Genomic DNA, 16,109 nt, shown 5'->3' on the forward strand with positions numbered 1-16,109 from the left:
AGGATCGCCGATCGGAAAAGCGCGGCAGCGACACCCGCGCGGTGGCCCCCGTCTCGAGGTTTCCCCGTCTCGAGGTCTCCCCGCCTTTGTCACGAGGGGGGCGTGCGCGTGGGCCGCGGGTGCGGGACGAGGGCAGGGACTAGGCGGACGTAGACGATCATGCCGATGAGCTCGACGAGGGTCTGGGTGATGGCGATGGCCGGGGCCAGGGACAGCGAGGCGGGCACGGCCAGGGCCAGCGGCAGGATCACCAGGCCGTTACGGGTGGCGCCGCTGAAGACCAGGGCCCGCCGGGTCGGGACGTCGAGACCGAAGACGCGCCCGGTGAGGGACCCGACGAGGGCCATGACGAGCAGGAAGCCGGCGAAGACCGGCACCACCCGCGCGAGCTGACCGGCAGCGCCGCTGGCCAGCTGGGCCTGGGAGGCCACGACCACGGCCAGGGTGGCCATCATCAGCGGGACCATCAGCGCGTGCATCAGCTCCTGCAGGCGGGCGCCGGCCCGGTGTCGGCGGGCCAGGGCTTGGGTGGCGGCGGCTGCGGTCAGCGGCGCCACGATCAGGACCAGGAAGGCCTCGACGAACGGGGCCGGCTCGACCACCCCGAGCCCTTCGGGGCCGATGAACAAGAACAGGTAGACCGGCAGCAGCAGGAACTGGGCCAGCATCAGCAGCGGGGAGGCGGCCAGCAGCCGCTCCGAGGCGGCGCCGGCGAGGCCGCTGAAGACGATGACGTAGTCGATGCACGGGGTCAGCAGCACCAGCAGCACCCCGAACAGCAGTGCGGGGTCGTCGGCCACGAACCGGGACAGGCCGTAGGCGACCCCGGGCACCAGGACGAAGTTCAGGACCAGGACGGCGGCCATGAAGCGCCCGTCGCGGGCGGCGCGGCCGAGGGCGGCGAAGGGGATGCCGAGGAAGGTCGCGTACAGCAGGGTCGCCAGCACCGGGTTGATGGCGACCTCGAGGCCGGGCGAGCCGGGCACGCCGAGGCCGATGGCCACGCCGGCGGCGATGGCCAGCACGTACAGGGCGATCTGGTGGCGGTCGGCCCAGGCCACCAGCCCCTGCCCGGCTCCGTCCTCGGCGGTGTCGGTGGTGCCGGCCATCACGCCCGCTCCTGCGGGGTCGGCAGGGACGGGGGCAGGGGCAGCGCCGGTGGCGTGGTCGTGGGCACGGTCGGGACCGTAAAGATTCGATCCGCTGGAAGGTCAAGGCGGCGGGGGTGGCTACCGTCGCTGTGGTGCGCATCTCCGAGGTCAGCCGCCGCAGCGGCGTCGCGGCCAGCACCCTGCGCTTCTACGAGGACGCCGGACTGCTGCCCGCGGCGCGGCTGGCCAACGGCTACCGCGACTACGACGAGGCCGACCTGATGCGCCTGGACCTGATCGAGGCGAGCAAGGAGCTCGGCCTGTCCCTGGAGCAGATCGGTGAGCACCTGGCTGTGCTGCGGACCCGCTCGTGCACCGACGTCCGCGAGCACCTCGCCCCGCTGCTGGCCGAGCAGGTCCACCGGCTCGAGGCCAAGCGCACCCACCTCGAGGCCCTCAGCGCCCGCCTCGGCGCCGCACAGACCGACCTCGCCGCCTGCCCCGACTCCGACGCGCACTGCTCCTCCGAGTGCGTCATGCAGCGACAGCGCCACCATCCCTGACCGCCCGACACACGTCCCGCCAGTCGATCGTGAGTGGGGAACTGGCGTCGGGCTTCGGGGTGCGGGTGACTGTCAACGTGGCCGTGGGGGGTCACAGGTAGCGGCAGACGGTCGTGGCGTCGCAGTCGGTGGGGTCGGGGGTGGCGGCACGGTCGTGCAGGTGGGCGACGGTGTGGCGCAGCTCTTGCAGGTCGGCGATCTGGCGGTCCAGGTCGTGCAGGTGGGTCTGGAGCAGGTCGTGCACGTGCTGGCAGGGCTCTCGTCCGGCGTCGCGGATGTCGAGGACCTCACGGATCTGGGCGAGGGTGAGCCCGGCGGTGCGGCTGCGGCGGATGAAGTCCAGGCGCGCCACGGCCGCGGTGGTGTAGTCCCGGTAGCCGCTACTGGTGCGCTTGGGCGGGGGCAGCAGCCCGGCGTGCTCGTAGAAGCGCAGGGTCTTGGTGGTGGTGCCGCTGGCGGCGGCGAGCTCCCCGATCCGCATCGGGTCCTCCTTGGTCGAGAGTGGCGCGCCTGGTCGTGGCTTGACCTTCCCCTGCACTGGAACGTCCAGTCTGCTCGAGGCAGCAGCGGCGACGCGAGGGTGGGAATAGGGCATGGGCTTGGGTGAGGACAACGTCGTCGATCTGGCGGTGATCGGGTCCGGGGGCGCGGCCATGTCCGCGGCGATCGCTGCCAGCCAGGCCGGTCGCAGTGTCGTGCTGGTCGAGCGGGGCGTCCTGGGGGGGACGTGCGTGAACGTGGGCTGCGTGCCGTCCAAGACGCTGCTGGCGGCCGCCGGGGCGCGCCACGCCGCGCTGACCAACCCCTTCGGTGGGGCGCCGACATCAGCAGGTCCGGTGGACCTGGGGGCCCTGGTGGGTCAGAAGGACGCCCTCGTGGAGCGGTTGCGGGGGGCGAAGTACGCCGATGTGGCCGCCGCCTACGGCTTCGAGGTCCGCCCGGGCCAGGCCACGTTCGTGGACGAGCAGACCTTGGCCGTCGACGGTCAGGTGCTACCGGCACGGGCCTACCTGGTCGCCACCGGCGCTGCCCCGGTCGTCCCGGACGTGACGGGCCTGGGAGAGGTGGACTGGCTGACCTCGACCACGGCGATGGAGCTGACCGAGCTGCCGCAGTCGTTGGTCGTCGTCGGTGCCGGCTACGTCGGTTTGGAGCAGGCCCAGCTGTTCGCCCACCTCGGCGTCCGGGTCTCGGTGGTCGGGCGGCTGGCCCCCGACGCCGAGCCCGAGCTCGCCGGTCGGCTGCGAGAGGTCTTCGCTGAGGACGGCATCACCGTCGTCGAGGAGCATGCGACCGCGGTCATCGCTGCCGGGTCCTTGGGGCAGGAGGTCGTGGTCGCCACCGCCTCGGGCGCCCAGGTCCGCGGTGCCCGGTTGCTGGTCGCCACCGGACGCACCGCGCGCACCGACGGCCTGGGCCTGGCCGCGGCCGGGGTGGAGGTCGATCAGCGGGGTTTCGTGGTCGTCGACGACACCCAGCGCACCACCAACCCGCGCGTGCACGCCGCTGGTGATGTGACGGGGGCCCCGCAGTACGTCTACGTCGCCGCCGCCGGCGGGCGGGTCGCCGCGCTGAACGCCCTGGCCGACCCCGGTGCCCGGCCCGCACGGGTGGACTACACCGGCCTGCCGGCCGTGGTGTTCACCCGCCCCCAGCTGGCCCGCGCGGGCCTGAGCGAGGCCCAAGCCCTCGCCCGTGGCTACGCCTGCGCGTGCCGGGTCCTGGACCTGTCCGACGTCCCCCGGGCCCTGGTCCAGCACCAGACCACAGGCGCGGTCAAGGTCGTGGCCGATGCCGTCACCGGCAGGGTCCTGGGCGTGCACGTCCTGGCCGACGGCGCTGGCGAGCTGATGCTCGCCGCCACGTACGCCATCAAGGCCGGCATGAGCGTCGGAGACCTCGCCGACACCTGGGCGCCGTACCTGACCATCGCCGAGAGCCTGCGCATCGCCGCTGGGCTCTTCCGCGACCAGATGCCGACGTCCTGCTGCGCCTAAGAGACCCCTCCCTTGGCGTGACCGACACCCCCCTTGCATGGACAGGAGCAGCAGATGAGTGAGCACGTCGACGGCGTCGTGATCGGCATGGGCCCCGGCGGTGAGGTCACCGCGAGCCGGCTGCTGGCCGCGGGCAGGTCCGTGGCCGTCGTCGAGCGCGAGCTGATCGGCGGGGAGTGCGCCTACTGGGCGTGCATCCCGTCCAAGACGGTGCTGCGTCCCCCCGAGGCCGGTGGCGAGGTGCAGCGGGCTGCCGGGGTCAGCGGAGCCGAGCTCGACTGGCCCGCCACCCGCGCCTACCGCGACGACATGGCCCGTCACCTCGACGACTCCGCCCAGGTCGACGGGTACGCCGACCAGGGCGCCCTGGTCCTCAAGGGCGCCGCCCGGCTGGTCGCCCCCGGCGTGGTCGAGGTCGACGGACGCGAGCTGCACGCCGACGCCGTCGTCATCGCCACCGGCTCGACGGCCGTGGTCCCGGCCATCGACGGTCTCCAGGACGTCCAGGTGTGGACCAACCGGCAGACCTACACCACCCCTGACCTGCCGGCCCGGGCGGTGGTCATCGGCGGCAGCGCCGTCGGCGTCGAGACGGCACTGTTCCTGGCCCGCTTCGGTACCGCCGTGACCCTCCTCCAGCGCGGACCGCGGCTGCTCGCCCGCGAAGAGCCCCAGGTCGGTGACCTCACCCGGGCCGCGCTGGAAGCAGCGGGCGTGCAGGTCCACGTCGGCGCTACCCCGGCGCGGGCACGACGCGACGGCGATGACCAGGTCATCGAGCTCGACGACGGCACGGCGGTGCGCGCCGACGTCGTGGTCATGGCCACCGGTCGGGCACCACGCAGCCACGGCCTCGGCCTGGGAGAGGCCGGGGTGAACCTGGGGAAGCACGGCGAGGTCCTGGTCGACGAGCACTGCCAGGCCGCCGAGGGCATCTGGGCCATCGGCGATGTCACCGCCGTCATGCCCTTCACCCACGTGGCCAAGTACCAAGGACGCATCGCCGCCGACGCCATCCTCGGCCGGGCCCGTCCCGCCCGCTACGACGGCATCCCACGGGTCGTCTTCGCCGACCCCGACATCGCCGCCGCCGGCCTCACCCTCGCCCAGGCCGAGGCCCGAGGACTGTCCACCAAGGCCGTCGAGGTCGACCTCGCCACCTCGATCGCCCGGCCATGGACCTTCGAGCGCGACCCCCGCGGCCACCTGGGCCTACTCGCCGACACCGACCGCCGCGTCCTGATCGGCGCCTGGGCCGTCGCACCCCAGGCCAGCGAGTGGATCCACCAGGCCTCCCTGGCCATCCGGGCCGGCATCCCCCTGGAGACCCTGCTGGACCAGGTAGCCCAGTTCCCCACCTACACCGAGGGCTACCTCACCGCCCTGGAGACCCTGGACCTGTAGCCACCACACCAGGGCCAGCGCCTGCGCAGACGACGCCTGGACCCTGTCCTCACCCCGACCCGGTCACCGGTGCACGACCAGTCCTCGCCGGCAGCCCCGGCCCCCGGCAGGAAGTGGCCGGCCCACCGGGTCGGGAAGGTCAGCGACGAGAGCCGTACCTCAGCAGGTTGCCGTCGGGGTCGACGTGCGCGCCCTCGCTGAGCCCGTAGTCCGTCTCGACCGGCTCGACGTCACGACCACCCGGAACGGCCGACCAGACCCGCCACACAGCAGCCGCGTCCTCGACGTCCACGTAGGCGCACCCGGCGGTCGTCAAGGGGTCGTGACCGGCATTACGGGAGACGTGCAGCACGACGCTGCCCATCTGGGCGAAGCCGTACTCATCACCATGGGCCTCGACCGTGAAACCGAGCGTGCGGTAGTGCTGCAACCACAGGCCCACGTCCCTGGTCGAGAACACCGGCGCAACTGAGCGCAGCGCCACAGGCCTCGCGGGATCCGGCACCCACCGATCGTGGCCGAAGGCGCTGACGGTGTCGAGCACCCCGTCTCAGATCATGACCGCCTGCCGGCGAGCCGACGGCCGCTCGAGCAGCTCGTCGCCACTCCCCCGCGGCCGTCCCGCATCGGATCGTCAGCCGGGCAGGCGCCGATCCAGCAGCCTGGCCAGCAAGTAGTGAACGCCCACGTTGGCCCACGCAAGGGCGACCATCGACATGAAGGGCGCTCCGACGAGGAAGGCGATCGACCACGGGAACGCCATGAGCAGCAGCGGGATGCCGGCGAAGATCACAGTGACGTCGACCTCCCCGCTCTGGTCGCGTACGAGCCATGCCACGCCAATCAGCAGGGTGCTGGCAGTCGTGACGCTGGCGTGCCAGAGGAGGAGCGGGTGCCGCTTGACCCAGCGCGCCGTGATCACGGTGGCAGCATGGCGGGTTGCGGGAAGCGATGAAGGCTTGATCCGACGGCAGCCGGAGCGCCTGGCCGCCGCTCCCCCGCGGCCGTCCCTCATCCGATCGCCTACCGACGCAGGCTGGCGTCCACCACAAGGAGCGTGCCCCCGACGGCCGCCGGCACCAGAGCCAGCGGCAGCACGACGAAGCCCGGACCCGGGAGGACCAGCAGGGCCAAGCTGATCGGCAGCAGCACAGCGCTGCCCAGAAGCAGGAAGAACGCCGTTCGACGCATCGCAGCACCACCTCTCCTCAGTCAGCATCGGCGGCGCCGCCTCGGCCCTGAGCGTGACCGAGGCGCCGATCAGCCGCGCCGCTGACGATCGGCGACTGGGACGGCCAGACCGGAAGGGCCTTGCTCGACGACGGGGAGCAGGCGAACCTTGGGTCGACGGCCGCGTCGTCAAGGGCCTATGGGAACGCAGGCGCTCAAACCCATCGCGGTGGAGTAACCCTCACGGGGCGAGCCGGTTCGAGTCCGGCATTCGGCGCGGCCGTCTTCCTCCCCCCGGGGGGCCACCACCCGTAGTCCCGCTGCCCATCGCGCTAGGAGACGACGGCGTCGACCTCGACTTCGACCAGCAGGGCCGGGTCGATCAGGGCGCTGACCTCGACCATCGAGCTGGCGGGACGGATGTCGGCGAAGAACTCCCCGTGGGCCCGCCCGACGTTCTCCCACCGGCTGATGTCGGTGACGAACATGCGGGTGCGCACCACGTGCTCCAGCCCCGCACCGACCTGCTCGAGCGCTGCCGCGATACGCCGGATCACCTCACGGGTCTGCTCGCCCGCGTCGTCGCCGCCGACGGCCCCGCCGTCCGGCAGGGCCGCCGTAGTCCCTGCGACGCTGACCCACCCGCCGACGCGAACGGCCCGCGAGTACCCGACCACGGGCTCCCACACGGCTCCGGACGAGACCAGTCGACGACCGTCCACGGTCACTGCTCGACCATGTAGGTGAGGGTGAGGTCGTCCCCGGCCTGGCCCCGGATCGCCCAGTCGTGGCGCGGCGTCTCGAGGAGGGTCAGTTCCAGGTCGACCGGCTCGATGCTGAGGTGGGCGGCGAAGTCGCGGTACAGGCGCTGGTAGAGCGCCTTCTTGGTCGCGGTGGTGCGGCCTTCGAACATGAGGACCTCGATCACGGTGTACCGGTCGCTGCGGCCGGCTGGGGTGGGGAAGTCCTCGGGGTCCATGGGGAAGAACCGGTGGAAGCGCTTGTCCGCGGGTAGACCGAGGACCTCGACAGCGGCGGCGTGCAGGACGTCGGACATCTCCGTGCGCAGCGGGGTGAGGACCTGGCGTTGGCCGTAGACCTTGAACTGGGACATCGAGGCTCCTGTCGTGGACCACGCCGGGCGCACGAGCAGATGCCCAGGACCGGCGGGGCCGGTTCTCTGGGTGAGGACGCGACCGCTCTAGGAGCGGGACCACCAGCAGAGCAGCGGGCGGGACGGCGTCATGACTTGGACCCTAGGGGCCCGCGGTCCGGGTCGGCCACTACCTCCCATCCCCGACGGCGCCGCCGGACACGGGGGCTCCCCATCGAGCCGTCGCCCCCGAACCGCGTCCCAGTAGCCGACCGCCTGCTGGGGCACTGCGGCGCCCGCGGCACGGCCCGGGCCGCCCGGCGTGATCTTGTGTCACTGGGGATCCTCATCCGGGACGCTGCGGAGGCAGTGGGCGCTGTCATCGGCGCTGGTGGTCGTTTCCGCGTCGGTCGATCTAGAGGGACGCGCGTGCAGGCAGCGGATGGCCTGGTGGGGTCCGGGTGTGGGCGGTGGGAAGTTGGTGCACGACGTGGACCTTGTCGAGGCCTTCGCTGCGGTGGGTGAGCAGGAGGACGCCGAGGTGGGAGGCCGCGTCGAGCAGGTCGGCGACGAGGGCTTCGGCGGTGGGCTCGTCGAGGCCTTCGGTGGGTTCGTCGAGGACGAGCAGCGTGGGGTTGACTAGCAGGGCGCGGGCGGCGGCGAGGCGGCGTCGTTCGCCGCCGGAGATGGTGCCGTCTCCGAGCTGTGTGGACAGACCGTTGGGCAGGGCGGCCAGCCATGGTCCGAGGCGCACCCGTTGGAGGACGGTGACGAGGTGGGCGTCGTCGGTGTCCGGGGCGGCCAGGCGGAGGTTCTCCCGGAGGGTGGAGTTGAACAGGTGGTCGCCGTGGTCGCCGACGACGGCGACGCGGCGTCGGACGTCGTCGCCGGCGAGGTCGCGGATGTCGGCGCCGCCGAGCAGCACGTGGCCACCGGCGGGGTCGAGCAGGCGCGCGATGACGGCCACGAGGGTGGATTTGCCTGAGCCGGAGGGTCCGAGGAGGGCGACCTTCTCCCCCTCGCCGACGTCCAGGTCGAGGCCGCGGAGCGCGGGCGGTCGGGTGGGGTCCCATCCGGCGACCAGCCCGCGGACCGTCAGGGCGGAGGAGGCCGGCAGGGGGCGTGGCGCCGCGGGCTCGACGGCGACGACCGGGGCGGTCGCGAGCTCGTGAAGGCGGGTCTGCGCTGCGGCCGCGCGCTGACGGGCGACGGCGGCGTCGACGAGGGCTTGCGCGGGCTCGGTGAGCGCCAGGGCGACGAGGACGAGGACGGCTGCCACCTCGGGGACCAGTGCCCCGGGGGAGGTGGCTGCGGCGGCGGCCCCGAGGACGGCGACGGCGACGCCGAGGTGGCCGAGCGCGGTGGCGGCGCCGGACCACCACGCACTGCGGGCCTCGGCGGCGGCGAGGGCGGCGCTGCGGCGGTCGGGCAGGCGTAGGGCGTCCTGGACGCCGCGGGCGGCGAGCTCCTCGGCGCCGTCGAGCGTCTCGGTGAGGGCGTCGAGGACCTGGGCGCGGGCGCCGGCGACGACGGCCTCGCGGTGGGCGGCCTCGCGTGCGCCGATGAGGGGTGCCAGCACTCCTGCGACGAGCAGTCCCGCGGCGACTGCCGCGCCGGCGAGGGGTAGCGCGGCTGTGGCTGCGCCCGTCGCCACGAGCAGCGCGAGGAGTGCGGACAGTGCGGGCAGCTGCCCCCGCAGGAGCCCGTCGACGCGGGCGTCGACGTCGTCGACCACCCGGGTCAGCAGGGTCCCGCGGCGCAACGGGCCGGGTCCGGGCACGCGGGGCACGAGCGCGGCGTACACCTGGGAGCGCCAGCGCCCCAGCTTGTCGAAGGCGACCTCGTGGGAGACCAGCCGCTCGAGGTAGCGCAGCAGGGGACGGGCCACGGCGGACCCGCGGACCAGCACGACGGCGGTCGAGAGGGTCAGCACCGGTGGGATCGCTGATGCGCGCACGAGCAGCCAGGTGGCCGCCGCGGTCAGCAGCAGCCCGGCCAGCCAGGAGGTGGCACCCAGGGCCACAGCGACTGGTGCCGACCGGGAGGCCCGCCGCAGCAGCTGTCGCGACCAGGCCGCCTGCGCCGGTGGGAGGGCGTGGGCTCCGCCTTGCTCGGATGCCAAGCGCACGCCCTGACCGGCTGGTGCGGCAGATCCGCCTGCTGCGGCCGGACCGGGGCAGACGGGTGCGGGGCTAGCGGGTGCGGGGCCAGCGGGTGCGGACTTGGCGGGCTGGGGCTGGTGGACCTCGAGGGTGCGGTCGGCTGCGGCGAGCAGGGCCCGCCGGTGGGAGACGACCAGGACAGCGCTGCCGCGTGCGGCCACCTGGCGCAGGCGGGCTATGACGAGCTGTTCGGCGGCGGCGTCGAGGTGGGCGGTGGGCTCGTCCAGGAGCAGCAGGCGAGGGTGGTGGGCCGCCATGGCCAGGGCGCGGGTCAGCGCCAGTCGTTGGCGCTGGCCCGAGGAGAGCCCGGCGCCTCCTTCGCCGAGCGGGGTCGCCAGGGCCAGCGGCAGGGCGGCGATCTCGTCGGCGAGCCCGACGTCGGCCAGGGCGGCCCAGCGCTCGTCGTCGCCCGCGAGCACGTCCAGTGCGTCGGCGATGGTGCGGGCGTGCGGCAGCGTCGGGCGCTGGGGCACGTAGATGAGGCCGTCACGACTGCCGGCGGGTCCTCCGCCGACCACCTCCAACGCGCCGGTGGCGGCCGGTTGGGTGCCGGCGAGGACGCGCAGCGCCGTGGTCTTGCCCGCGCCGGAGGGTCCCCGCAGGGCGAGGAGCTCTCCGGCGGTGACGGACAGGTGCGGCAGGTGCAGGGCGTCGACCTGGGTACCGGGGTGACGGACCCGCACTCCTAGGGCGCTTGCCCTCGGGGGGCCCGACGCGGGGGCGATGGGCTGGGGCTTCTCGGTGTCGTGGGCGTCGGGGACGTCGAGGAGGTCTTCGACCTCCTCGACCACGGCGGTGGCGTCGGCGGCGGCGTGGAAGCGGGCACCGACCTCGCGCAGGGGCCGGTAGGCCTCGGGGGCGAGCAGGATGAGCAGCAGCGCGGGCAGCAGGTCCAGGGTGCCGGCGGCCACGCGCAGGCCGGCCTCGACGGCGACGAGGCCGACCGACAGGGTGCCCACCAGGTCCAGCGCGGTCGAGGACAGGAACGCCAGCCGCAGCACGCGGGCGGTCTCGGTGGCCTGGGCCCGGGTCATCTGCGCGACGACGTCGACCTGGCGCTGGGCCCGCCCGTGCAGGCGCAGCGTGGGCAGGCCTGCGACGACGTCGAGGAAGTGGCCGGTCAGGCGCCGGGTGGCGAGCCATCGCTGGCGGGCGCGTTCGGCGGTGGCCCAGCCGACGAGCGCGGCGAAGACCGGTACCAGCGGCAGGGTGAGCAGGACGATGACGCCCGAGGCGGGGTCGACCAGGAGCATCGTGGCCACGACCAGGGGCGGGATCACGCCGGCGACGACGAGGGCGGGCAGGTACCCCTCGAACCAAGGCCGCAGCGCGTCGAGGCCGCTGCTGAGCAGGGCACCGAGCCGGGCGGGCCCGTGGGCGGCGACCCACGCGGGCCCCCGCCGCAGCGCGGCGGCCAGTGCGGCGCGGCGCACGTCGTCGACGGCGGCGGACCCCGCACGGGTGGTCAGCACCCGCTCGCCCCAGGCCAGGGCAGCCCGCAGTCCCAGGGCGCCCGCGAGCAGCCCGAGCCAGGTCCCGACGCCGGCGGCGGGCAGCGGGAGCGTCCCCGCACGGGCGGGGTCCTCGAGGGCGACCAGGGCGGTCACCAGGGCGGCCAGAACGCCGGCGACCAGGACGGTGACCAGCGCCTGGGCGCCGGTGACCAGCACGACGGCGGCGACCCAGGGGCGGGTGGAGGGCGCGCGGCGCAGCAGACGGGGGTCCAGCGGGCCACGGCGGGCCTTGGCGCTCACGTGGGCACCCGTTCGCTGGTCACCCGCTGGCGCAGCACCCAGTAGGAGAAGGCCTGGTAGGCCACGACGCCGGGCAGGACCACGACGCCGGCCCAGCTGATGACCTCCAGCGCCGTGCTGGAGGCGGCGGCGGACCCGCGGGTCAGCGACCAGGCCGGGTCCAGGGTGCTGGCCAGGACCACCTCGCCCCCGGCGGTCAGGGCGGCGACCACCGCCGCGGCGACGACCACGGCCCCGGCGACGAAGGCCAGCGCCTCGCGGCGGGCCGCGGCCGCGGCGACGACCAGGAGCAGGACGAGGGCACCGCCACCCCACAGCGGGGCCGGTCCCTGACCGGTGAGGCCGCTGATGCCGGCGGCCACGGCGAGGGCGACGGCGCCCGCGGAGGCCGTGGCGACGGCCACGCGCCGCGCTCGACGTCGCAGCGGCCCGGTGGTGCGCAGGCCCAGGAACGTCGAGCCCAACAGCACCGCCAGGCTCACCGCGGCCACAGCACCGGCCAGCGCCTGCCAGGTCGCCAGCGGCTCCAGGGTGCGCAGGAGCCCGGCGCCCACGCCCGGGCCGGCGTGCACCTCGCCGTCGGCGCCCAGGGCGAGCCCGCGGACGAAGACGGTCAGCAGCGCCCCGAGCAGGGCGACCACACCGAGGGACGTCGCTGCCAGCCACACGTCGCACCGGCGCCGCCAGGCCGCCCCGGAGTGCTTGCCGCGGAACTCCAGCGCGACGCCGCGGCCCGCGAGCAGCACCAGCACGGCCACGAAGGGCAGGAATAAGCCCGACAGCAGGGCCGCGTACCAGTCGGGGAAAGCGGCGAAGGTGACCCCGATGGCTGCGACGAACCAGACCTCGTTGCCGTCCCAGAAGGGCCCGATGGTGCGCAGCGCGGCGGAGCGCTCGTGGTCGTCGCGCCCCAGCAGCGGCGAGAGCGCGCCGACGCCGAAGTCGAAGCCCTCCAGGACGAAGAACAGCACCCAGCACAGCACGACGAGGGCGAACCAGATGGTGATCAGGTCCATGGCGGACTCCCCGGAGATGGTTCAGGGGCGGCGGCCCCTGAGGTGGTGGGTGCGGGTCAGTAGGTGGTGACCAGGTCGGCGTCCTGCGGGGTGCGGCCACCGGTGCGCTCGTCGGGCCGGCCGGTGGGGTCCTCCTCGTCCCGCTCGCCGGCGGCCAGGGCCTCGGCGTCCAGGTCCTGGCGGACGATGTGCAGGACCAGGCGGGTCCACACGACGGCGATGACGCCGTAGGCCAGGGCGAAGGCCCCCAGGGCCGCCAGCGCCTCCCCGGCGGTCAGGCCCGCGGACAGGCCGTCCTCGGTGCGGGTCAGGCCGAACGCCAGCCAGGGCTGGCGGGCGGTCTCGGTGAAGACCCAGCCGAAGGTGCCGGCCGCGGCGGGCAGGGCAGGAAGCAGCGGCAGCAGCCGCAGCGCCCGCCGCACATCGGGGCGCCCGATCGGCAGCTCACGGCCGCGGCGGGTGGCCCACAGGTAGGCCGCAGCCACGGCGGTCGCGAGCATCCCGATGCCGATCATCGCCCGGAAGGACCAGTACGCCATCCACACCACGGGCACGTAGCTGCCCGGGCCGAACTGCTCGGCGTACTGCGCCTGCAGGTCGTCGATGCCGGCCACCGTGGCGGTGGGGTCTCCGACCGCCAGCACCGAGAGCAGGTAGGGCACGTCCAGGCTGAAGAAGGGCTCCCCTTCCCCGGGGCTCCCGATGGCGAAGATCGAGAACGGCGCCCCGGCCGTCGTCGTGTACAGGGCTTCCGCGGCGGCCATCTTCATCGGCTGGACCTGGGTCATGACCTTGCCCAGCACGTCCCCGGTCAGGGCCACGAGCACCCCGCCCACGAGCGTCGACCAGGCCCCGACGCGCGCCAGCGTCCCGAAGGCCAGCCGCTGCTCGTGGTCGTCGCGGCTCTCGGGCTCCCCCGGCTCCCCCAGCCCGGAGGCCGTCGGCACGTGCACCCAGCGGCGCCAGGCACCCACGGCCATCAGCAGCGCCCCGCCGAGCATCACCGCCCCGGCGATCGTGTGCGGGAAGGCGGCCAGGTTGACCGGGTTGAGCATGAGCTCGGTGAAGCTCGTCAGGCGGGCGCGTCCCAGCTGCTCGTCCCAGCGGTAGGCGACCGGGTTCTGCATGAACGCGTTCGCGGCGAGGATGACGAAGGCCGAGATCAGCGTCCCCACGGCGACCACCCAGATCGTCGCCAGGTGCAACCGCCGGGGCAGCCGGCCCCAGCCGAAGTACCACAGGCCCAGGAACGTCGCCTCGAGGAAGAACGCGAGCATGCCCTCCAGGGCCAGGACGGGCCCGAAGACGTCGCCGTAGGCGCGGGCGAAGGAGCTCCACCCCAGGCCGAACTGCAGCTCCTGCACCAGGCCGGTGACCACACCCACGGCGAAGGTCACCAGCAGCAGCTTGCCGACCAGCAGCGTCAGCCGGCGGTAGCGGTCGCGGCCCGTGCGGTGCCACGTGGTGTGCAGGCCGGCCGTGGCCGCGGCCAGCGCGATCGACAGCGGGACGAAGAAGTAGTGGTAGATCGTCACGACCGCGAACTGCAGCCGCGTGATGTCCAGGACGTCGAGGTCCACGTCCACCCGCCCTTCCGCCGTGCCCGTCGGACCCCGGTCCGGTGCCCGTCCCTGAATACTACGCCGCGTCGTACGTGGTCCGTCGTACGGGTGTGGGCGTACGCGCGGCGTCGTAGGAAGGTGCTGAGACGGTTACGCTGGCGGCGTGGCGAGCAGCGGACTGGGCGACCTCGAGCGCGAGGTCATGGCGCACCTGTGGGACGCCGGCGTCCCCCTGACGGTCCGACAGGTGCACGAGCACCTGTCCGGCGCGCGGTCGCTGGCCTACACGACCGTGATGACGGTCCTGGACCGCCTGGCCAAGAAGGGCGTCGTGCGTCAGGAGCGCGCCGACCGTGCCTACCGCTACGCGCCGGTGCAGACCCGCGAGGAGATGACGGCCGCACTCATGCTCGACGCGCTGGGCGCCACCCCTGAGGGGCCCGCCCGCGACGCGGCCCTCGTGCACTTCGTCGGCCGGGTCGGCCCCGAGGGCGCGGCCGCCCTGAGGGCGGCGCTGGAGCGCGCGGGCTCCCGGTCCTGAGCCGGCCGGCCGCCCCGCCCGTCGCCCTCTCCCCCGCCACCCCATGACGACGCTGCTGCTCGGTGGCCTCGGGCTGGGCCTGTCCCTGCTCGTCCCCGAGGTGCTCGCCCGCGCCCGGTGGACGGCCCGGGCGCCCGGGCCGTCCGTCGTGCTGTGGCAGGCCGTGACCCTGGCGTCGGTGCTCTCGGCGGTCGGGGTCGTGCTCGTGGCCCCCGAAGAGCTCGTGCGGGCCCTGGACACCGGGCCCGACGTCGAGGCGTGGGTGCTCGTGGGCGCCCTGGCGGTCGCCGGCCTCATCGTCGCCCGGCTGGTGTGGTCCACCGCCGGGGTGCTGCTGCGCTCCCAGCGGCGGCGGGCGCGGCACGCGGACCTGGTGGACCTGCTGGGCCGCGCCGAGACGGGTGCCCTGCAGCACCCGGGCGGCGCGCCATTGCGGGTCCTGGACGGGCCCCTGCCGCTGGCCTACTGCCTGCCCGGGCGGGCACCGCGCGTCGTCCTCAGCGGCGCGGCGCTGCAGGCGCTGACGGCCGAGCAGGTCCAGGCGGTGCTGACCCACGAGCAGGCGCACCTGCGGGCGCGCCACGACCTCGTGCTGGAGTCCTTCACGGCTGTGTACCAGGCCGTCCCGAGGCCGCTGCGCAGCCGCGTCCCGCTGGAGTCAGTGTCCCTGCTGCTGGAGATGGTGGCCGACGACGCCGCCCGGGCCCGCTGCGGCCCGGCGCCGCTGGCCTCGGCACTGTGCGCGATGAGCACCGACGGTGACCTGAGCACTCACAACCTGAGCACCCACGACCTGGGCCCTGCCGGGCGGGCGGCCCGCCGCCACGACCGCACCCCCCAGGACGACCGCCGGCGCCGGGTCGGGCGGCTGCAGCGACCGGCCACGGCCGAGGGCTCTCTGCGCGCGTCCGTCCTGGCCCTGGCGGTGGCCGTGCTCGTGCTACCCACCGCGTTCGTGGTCGCCCCGTGGCTGGCCCAGGCGCTGGCGTCGCTGCCGCCACTGCCCGGCTGGTGAGTCGCGCAGCGGTACGTCGCGTCGGGGGTGGGGGCGGCGGGGACGACGCCCCCACGGCCCCGCGCCGCGGCAGGTCAGGAGCGCGGGGCGGGCAGCTCTTCCATCACCTGGCGTGCGCTGCGGGTGGCGCCGCCGCGGTTGTAGGGCAGCCGGGACAGGCCGCCGGCCATGGGGCAGGTGCCGGTCAGGGCCGAGGCGGTCAGGCCCAGGCCGATCCCACCGGCGACGAAGCGGGCGGCGGGTGCCGTGAGGCTGGCCAGGATGCTGGCCAGAACGAGGGACCCGGCGGCGAGGCGGACCTGGCGGTCCATCGCCCAGCGCTGGCGGCCGCGCACGACCTGGGCGCCGGCGCGCTCCAGGGCGTCGACGCCGCCGTCCAGGACCTGCAGGTCCTGGCCTGCCAGGCCGGCGGCGGCCAGCCGCTGGCGGGCCTGGTCGGCCCTAACCCCGGACTGGCACATCAGGACGACCGCGCCGTCCAGGCGACGGGCGAGCTCGTCAGCGTGCTCGCCGAGCAGCTGCAGCGGGACGTTGTAGGAGCCGCGCACGTGGGCGCTCTCGAACTCGGCCGGGGTACGGACGTCGACCAGGGCCGGCGTGGTGGGGCCCTCGAGGCGGGCGGCGACGTCGGCGACGGCGACGCGGCGGGCACCGGAGGTGGCCGGGCGGGTCTGGGTGGGCGCGGTGATGGTCACAGGTGTCTCCAAGAGGGTGGCGTCGGTCCCGGGCGCGCACGGCGCC

16 protein-coding genes are annotated in these 16,109 nt (G+C 74.4%); 5 read left to right on the top strand and 11 right to left on the bottom strand.

The features are described from left to right. Nucleotides 1-89: 89 nt before the first annotated feature. Nucleotides 90-1,109, bottom strand: a complete 1,020-nt coding sequence (locus Q0848_RS16880) for an arsenic resistance protein (RefSeq protein ID WP_299039630.1) — start codon at nucleotides 1,107-1,109, stop codon at nucleotides 90-92. Nucleotides 1,110-1,243: 134 nt separating this feature from the next. Here Q0848_RS16880 and Q0848_RS16885 point away from each other — a divergent pair, with 134 nt between their 5' ends. Next, nucleotides 1,244-1,654 carry a MerR family transcriptional regulator gene (locus Q0848_RS16885; protein WP_299039632.1) on the top strand — a complete coding sequence of 137 codons (411 nt, stop codon included), beginning with the start codon at nucleotides 1,244-1,246 and terminating at the stop codon, nucleotides 1,652-1,654. Nucleotides 1,655-1,745: 91 nt separating this feature from the next. Here the strand turns inward: Q0848_RS16885 and Q0848_RS16890 are convergent, their stop codons facing one another. Continuing rightward, a complete protein-coding gene (locus Q0848_RS16890) occupies nucleotides 1,746-2,135 on the bottom strand; it encodes a heavy metal-responsive transcriptional regulator (protein ID WP_299039634.1) in 390 nt (129 codons plus the stop codon). Between the two features lie 118 nt (nucleotides 2,136-2,253). Between Q0848_RS16890 and merA the strand changes: the two genes are divergently transcribed. Continuing rightward, complete coding sequence (gene merA / locus Q0848_RS16895) at nucleotides 2,254-3,651, top strand: mercury(II) reductase (RefSeq protein ID WP_366146658.1); 1,398 nt, start codon at nucleotides 2,254-2,256, stop codon at nucleotides 3,649-3,651. A gap of 54 nt (nucleotides 3,652-3,705) precedes the next feature. Continuing rightward, complete coding sequence (locus Q0848_RS16900; protein ID WP_299039638.1) at nucleotides 3,706-5,055, top strand: NAD(P)/FAD-dependent oxidoreductase; 1,350 nt, start codon at nucleotides 3,706-3,708, stop codon at nucleotides 5,053-5,055. A gap of 139 nt (nucleotides 5,056-5,194) precedes the next feature. Here Q0848_RS16900 and Q0848_RS16905 read toward each other — a convergent pair whose 3' ends face one another. The 8 genes from Q0848_RS16905 to Q0848_RS16940 form a co-directional block, all read right to left on the bottom strand. Next, complete coding sequence (locus Q0848_RS16905; RefSeq protein WP_299039639.1) at nucleotides 5,195-5,599, bottom strand: hypothetical protein; 405 nt, start codon at nucleotides 5,597-5,599, stop codon at nucleotides 5,195-5,197. Nucleotides 5,600-5,689: 90 nt separating this feature from the next. After that, nucleotides 5,690-5,893 carry a hypothetical protein gene (locus Q0848_RS16910; RefSeq protein ID WP_299039641.1) on the bottom strand — a complete coding sequence of 68 codons (204 nt, stop codon included), beginning with the start codon at nucleotides 5,891-5,893 and terminating at the stop codon, nucleotides 5,690-5,692. A 185-nt stretch (nucleotides 5,894-6,078) separates the two neighbouring features. Next, entirely contained in the window at nucleotides 6,079-6,246 is a 168-nt protein-coding gene (locus Q0848_RS16915) for a hypothetical protein (RefSeq protein WP_299039643.1), read from the bottom strand. A gap of 311 nt (nucleotides 6,247-6,557) precedes the next feature. Beyond that, nucleotides 6,558-6,947: a RidA family protein gene (locus tag Q0848_RS16920; RefSeq protein ID WP_299039644.1), complete on the bottom strand. Its 390-nt coding sequence runs from the start codon at nucleotides 6,945-6,947 to the stop codon at nucleotides 6,558-6,560. A 2-nt stretch (nucleotides 6,948-6,949) separates the two neighbouring features. Further along, complete coding sequence (locus tag Q0848_RS16925; RefSeq protein ID WP_299039646.1) at nucleotides 6,950-7,339, bottom strand: tautomerase family protein; 390 nt, start codon at nucleotides 7,337-7,339, stop codon at nucleotides 6,950-6,952. A 394-nt stretch (nucleotides 7,340-7,733) separates the two neighbouring features. Continuing rightward, nucleotides 7,734-11,234 carry a thiol reductant ABC exporter subunit CydD gene (gene cydD / locus Q0848_RS16930; RefSeq protein ID WP_299039648.1) on the bottom strand — a complete coding sequence of 1,167 codons (3,501 nt, stop codon included), beginning with the start codon at nucleotides 11,232-11,234 and terminating at the stop codon, nucleotides 7,734-7,736. Continuing rightward, on the bottom strand, nucleotides 11,231-12,250 hold the full coding sequence (gene cydB, locus Q0848_RS16935) for a cytochrome d ubiquinol oxidase subunit II (protein WP_299039650.1): 1,020 nt from the start codon (nucleotides 12,248-12,250) through the stop codon (nucleotides 11,231-11,233). The genes cydD and cydB overlap by 4 nt, the downstream gene beginning before the upstream one ends. A 56-nt stretch (nucleotides 12,251-12,306) precedes the next feature. After that, complete coding sequence (locus tag Q0848_RS16940; protein ID WP_299039652.1) at nucleotides 12,307-13,836, bottom strand: cytochrome ubiquinol oxidase subunit I; 1,530 nt, start codon at nucleotides 13,834-13,836, stop codon at nucleotides 12,307-12,309. A gap of 139 nt (nucleotides 13,837-13,975) precedes the next feature. Here Q0848_RS16940 and Q0848_RS16945 point away from each other — a divergent pair, with 139 nt between their 5' ends. Both Q0848_RS16945 and Q0848_RS16950 read left to right on the top strand, forming a co-directional pair. After that, nucleotides 13,976-14,353 carry a BlaI/MecI/CopY family transcriptional regulator gene (locus tag Q0848_RS16945; protein ID WP_299039654.1) on the top strand — a complete coding sequence of 126 codons (378 nt, stop codon included), beginning with the start codon at nucleotides 13,976-13,978 and terminating at the stop codon, nucleotides 14,351-14,353. Between the two features lie 43 nt (nucleotides 14,354-14,396). Further along, nucleotides 14,397-15,368, top strand: coding sequence for a M56 family metallopeptidase (locus tag Q0848_RS16950; RefSeq protein WP_299039656.1), 972 nt, complete (start codon nucleotides 14,397-14,399; stop codon nucleotides 15,366-15,368). 74 nt (nucleotides 15,369-15,442) lie between these two features. On the opposite strand, the gene Q0848_RS16955 is transcribed toward Q0848_RS16950, so the two are convergent. After that, nucleotides 15,443-16,063 carry a rhodanese-like domain-containing protein gene (locus Q0848_RS16955; protein ID WP_299039657.1) on the bottom strand — a complete coding sequence of 207 codons (621 nt, stop codon included), beginning with the start codon at nucleotides 16,061-16,063 and terminating at the stop codon, nucleotides 15,443-15,445. Between the last annotated feature and the right edge of the window lie 46 nt (nucleotides 16,064-16,109).

The organism is uncultured Pseudokineococcus sp., from assembly GCF_947495735.1.
GTDB lineage: Bacteria > Actinomycetota > Actinomycetes > Actinomycetales > Quadrisphaeraceae > Pseudokineococcus.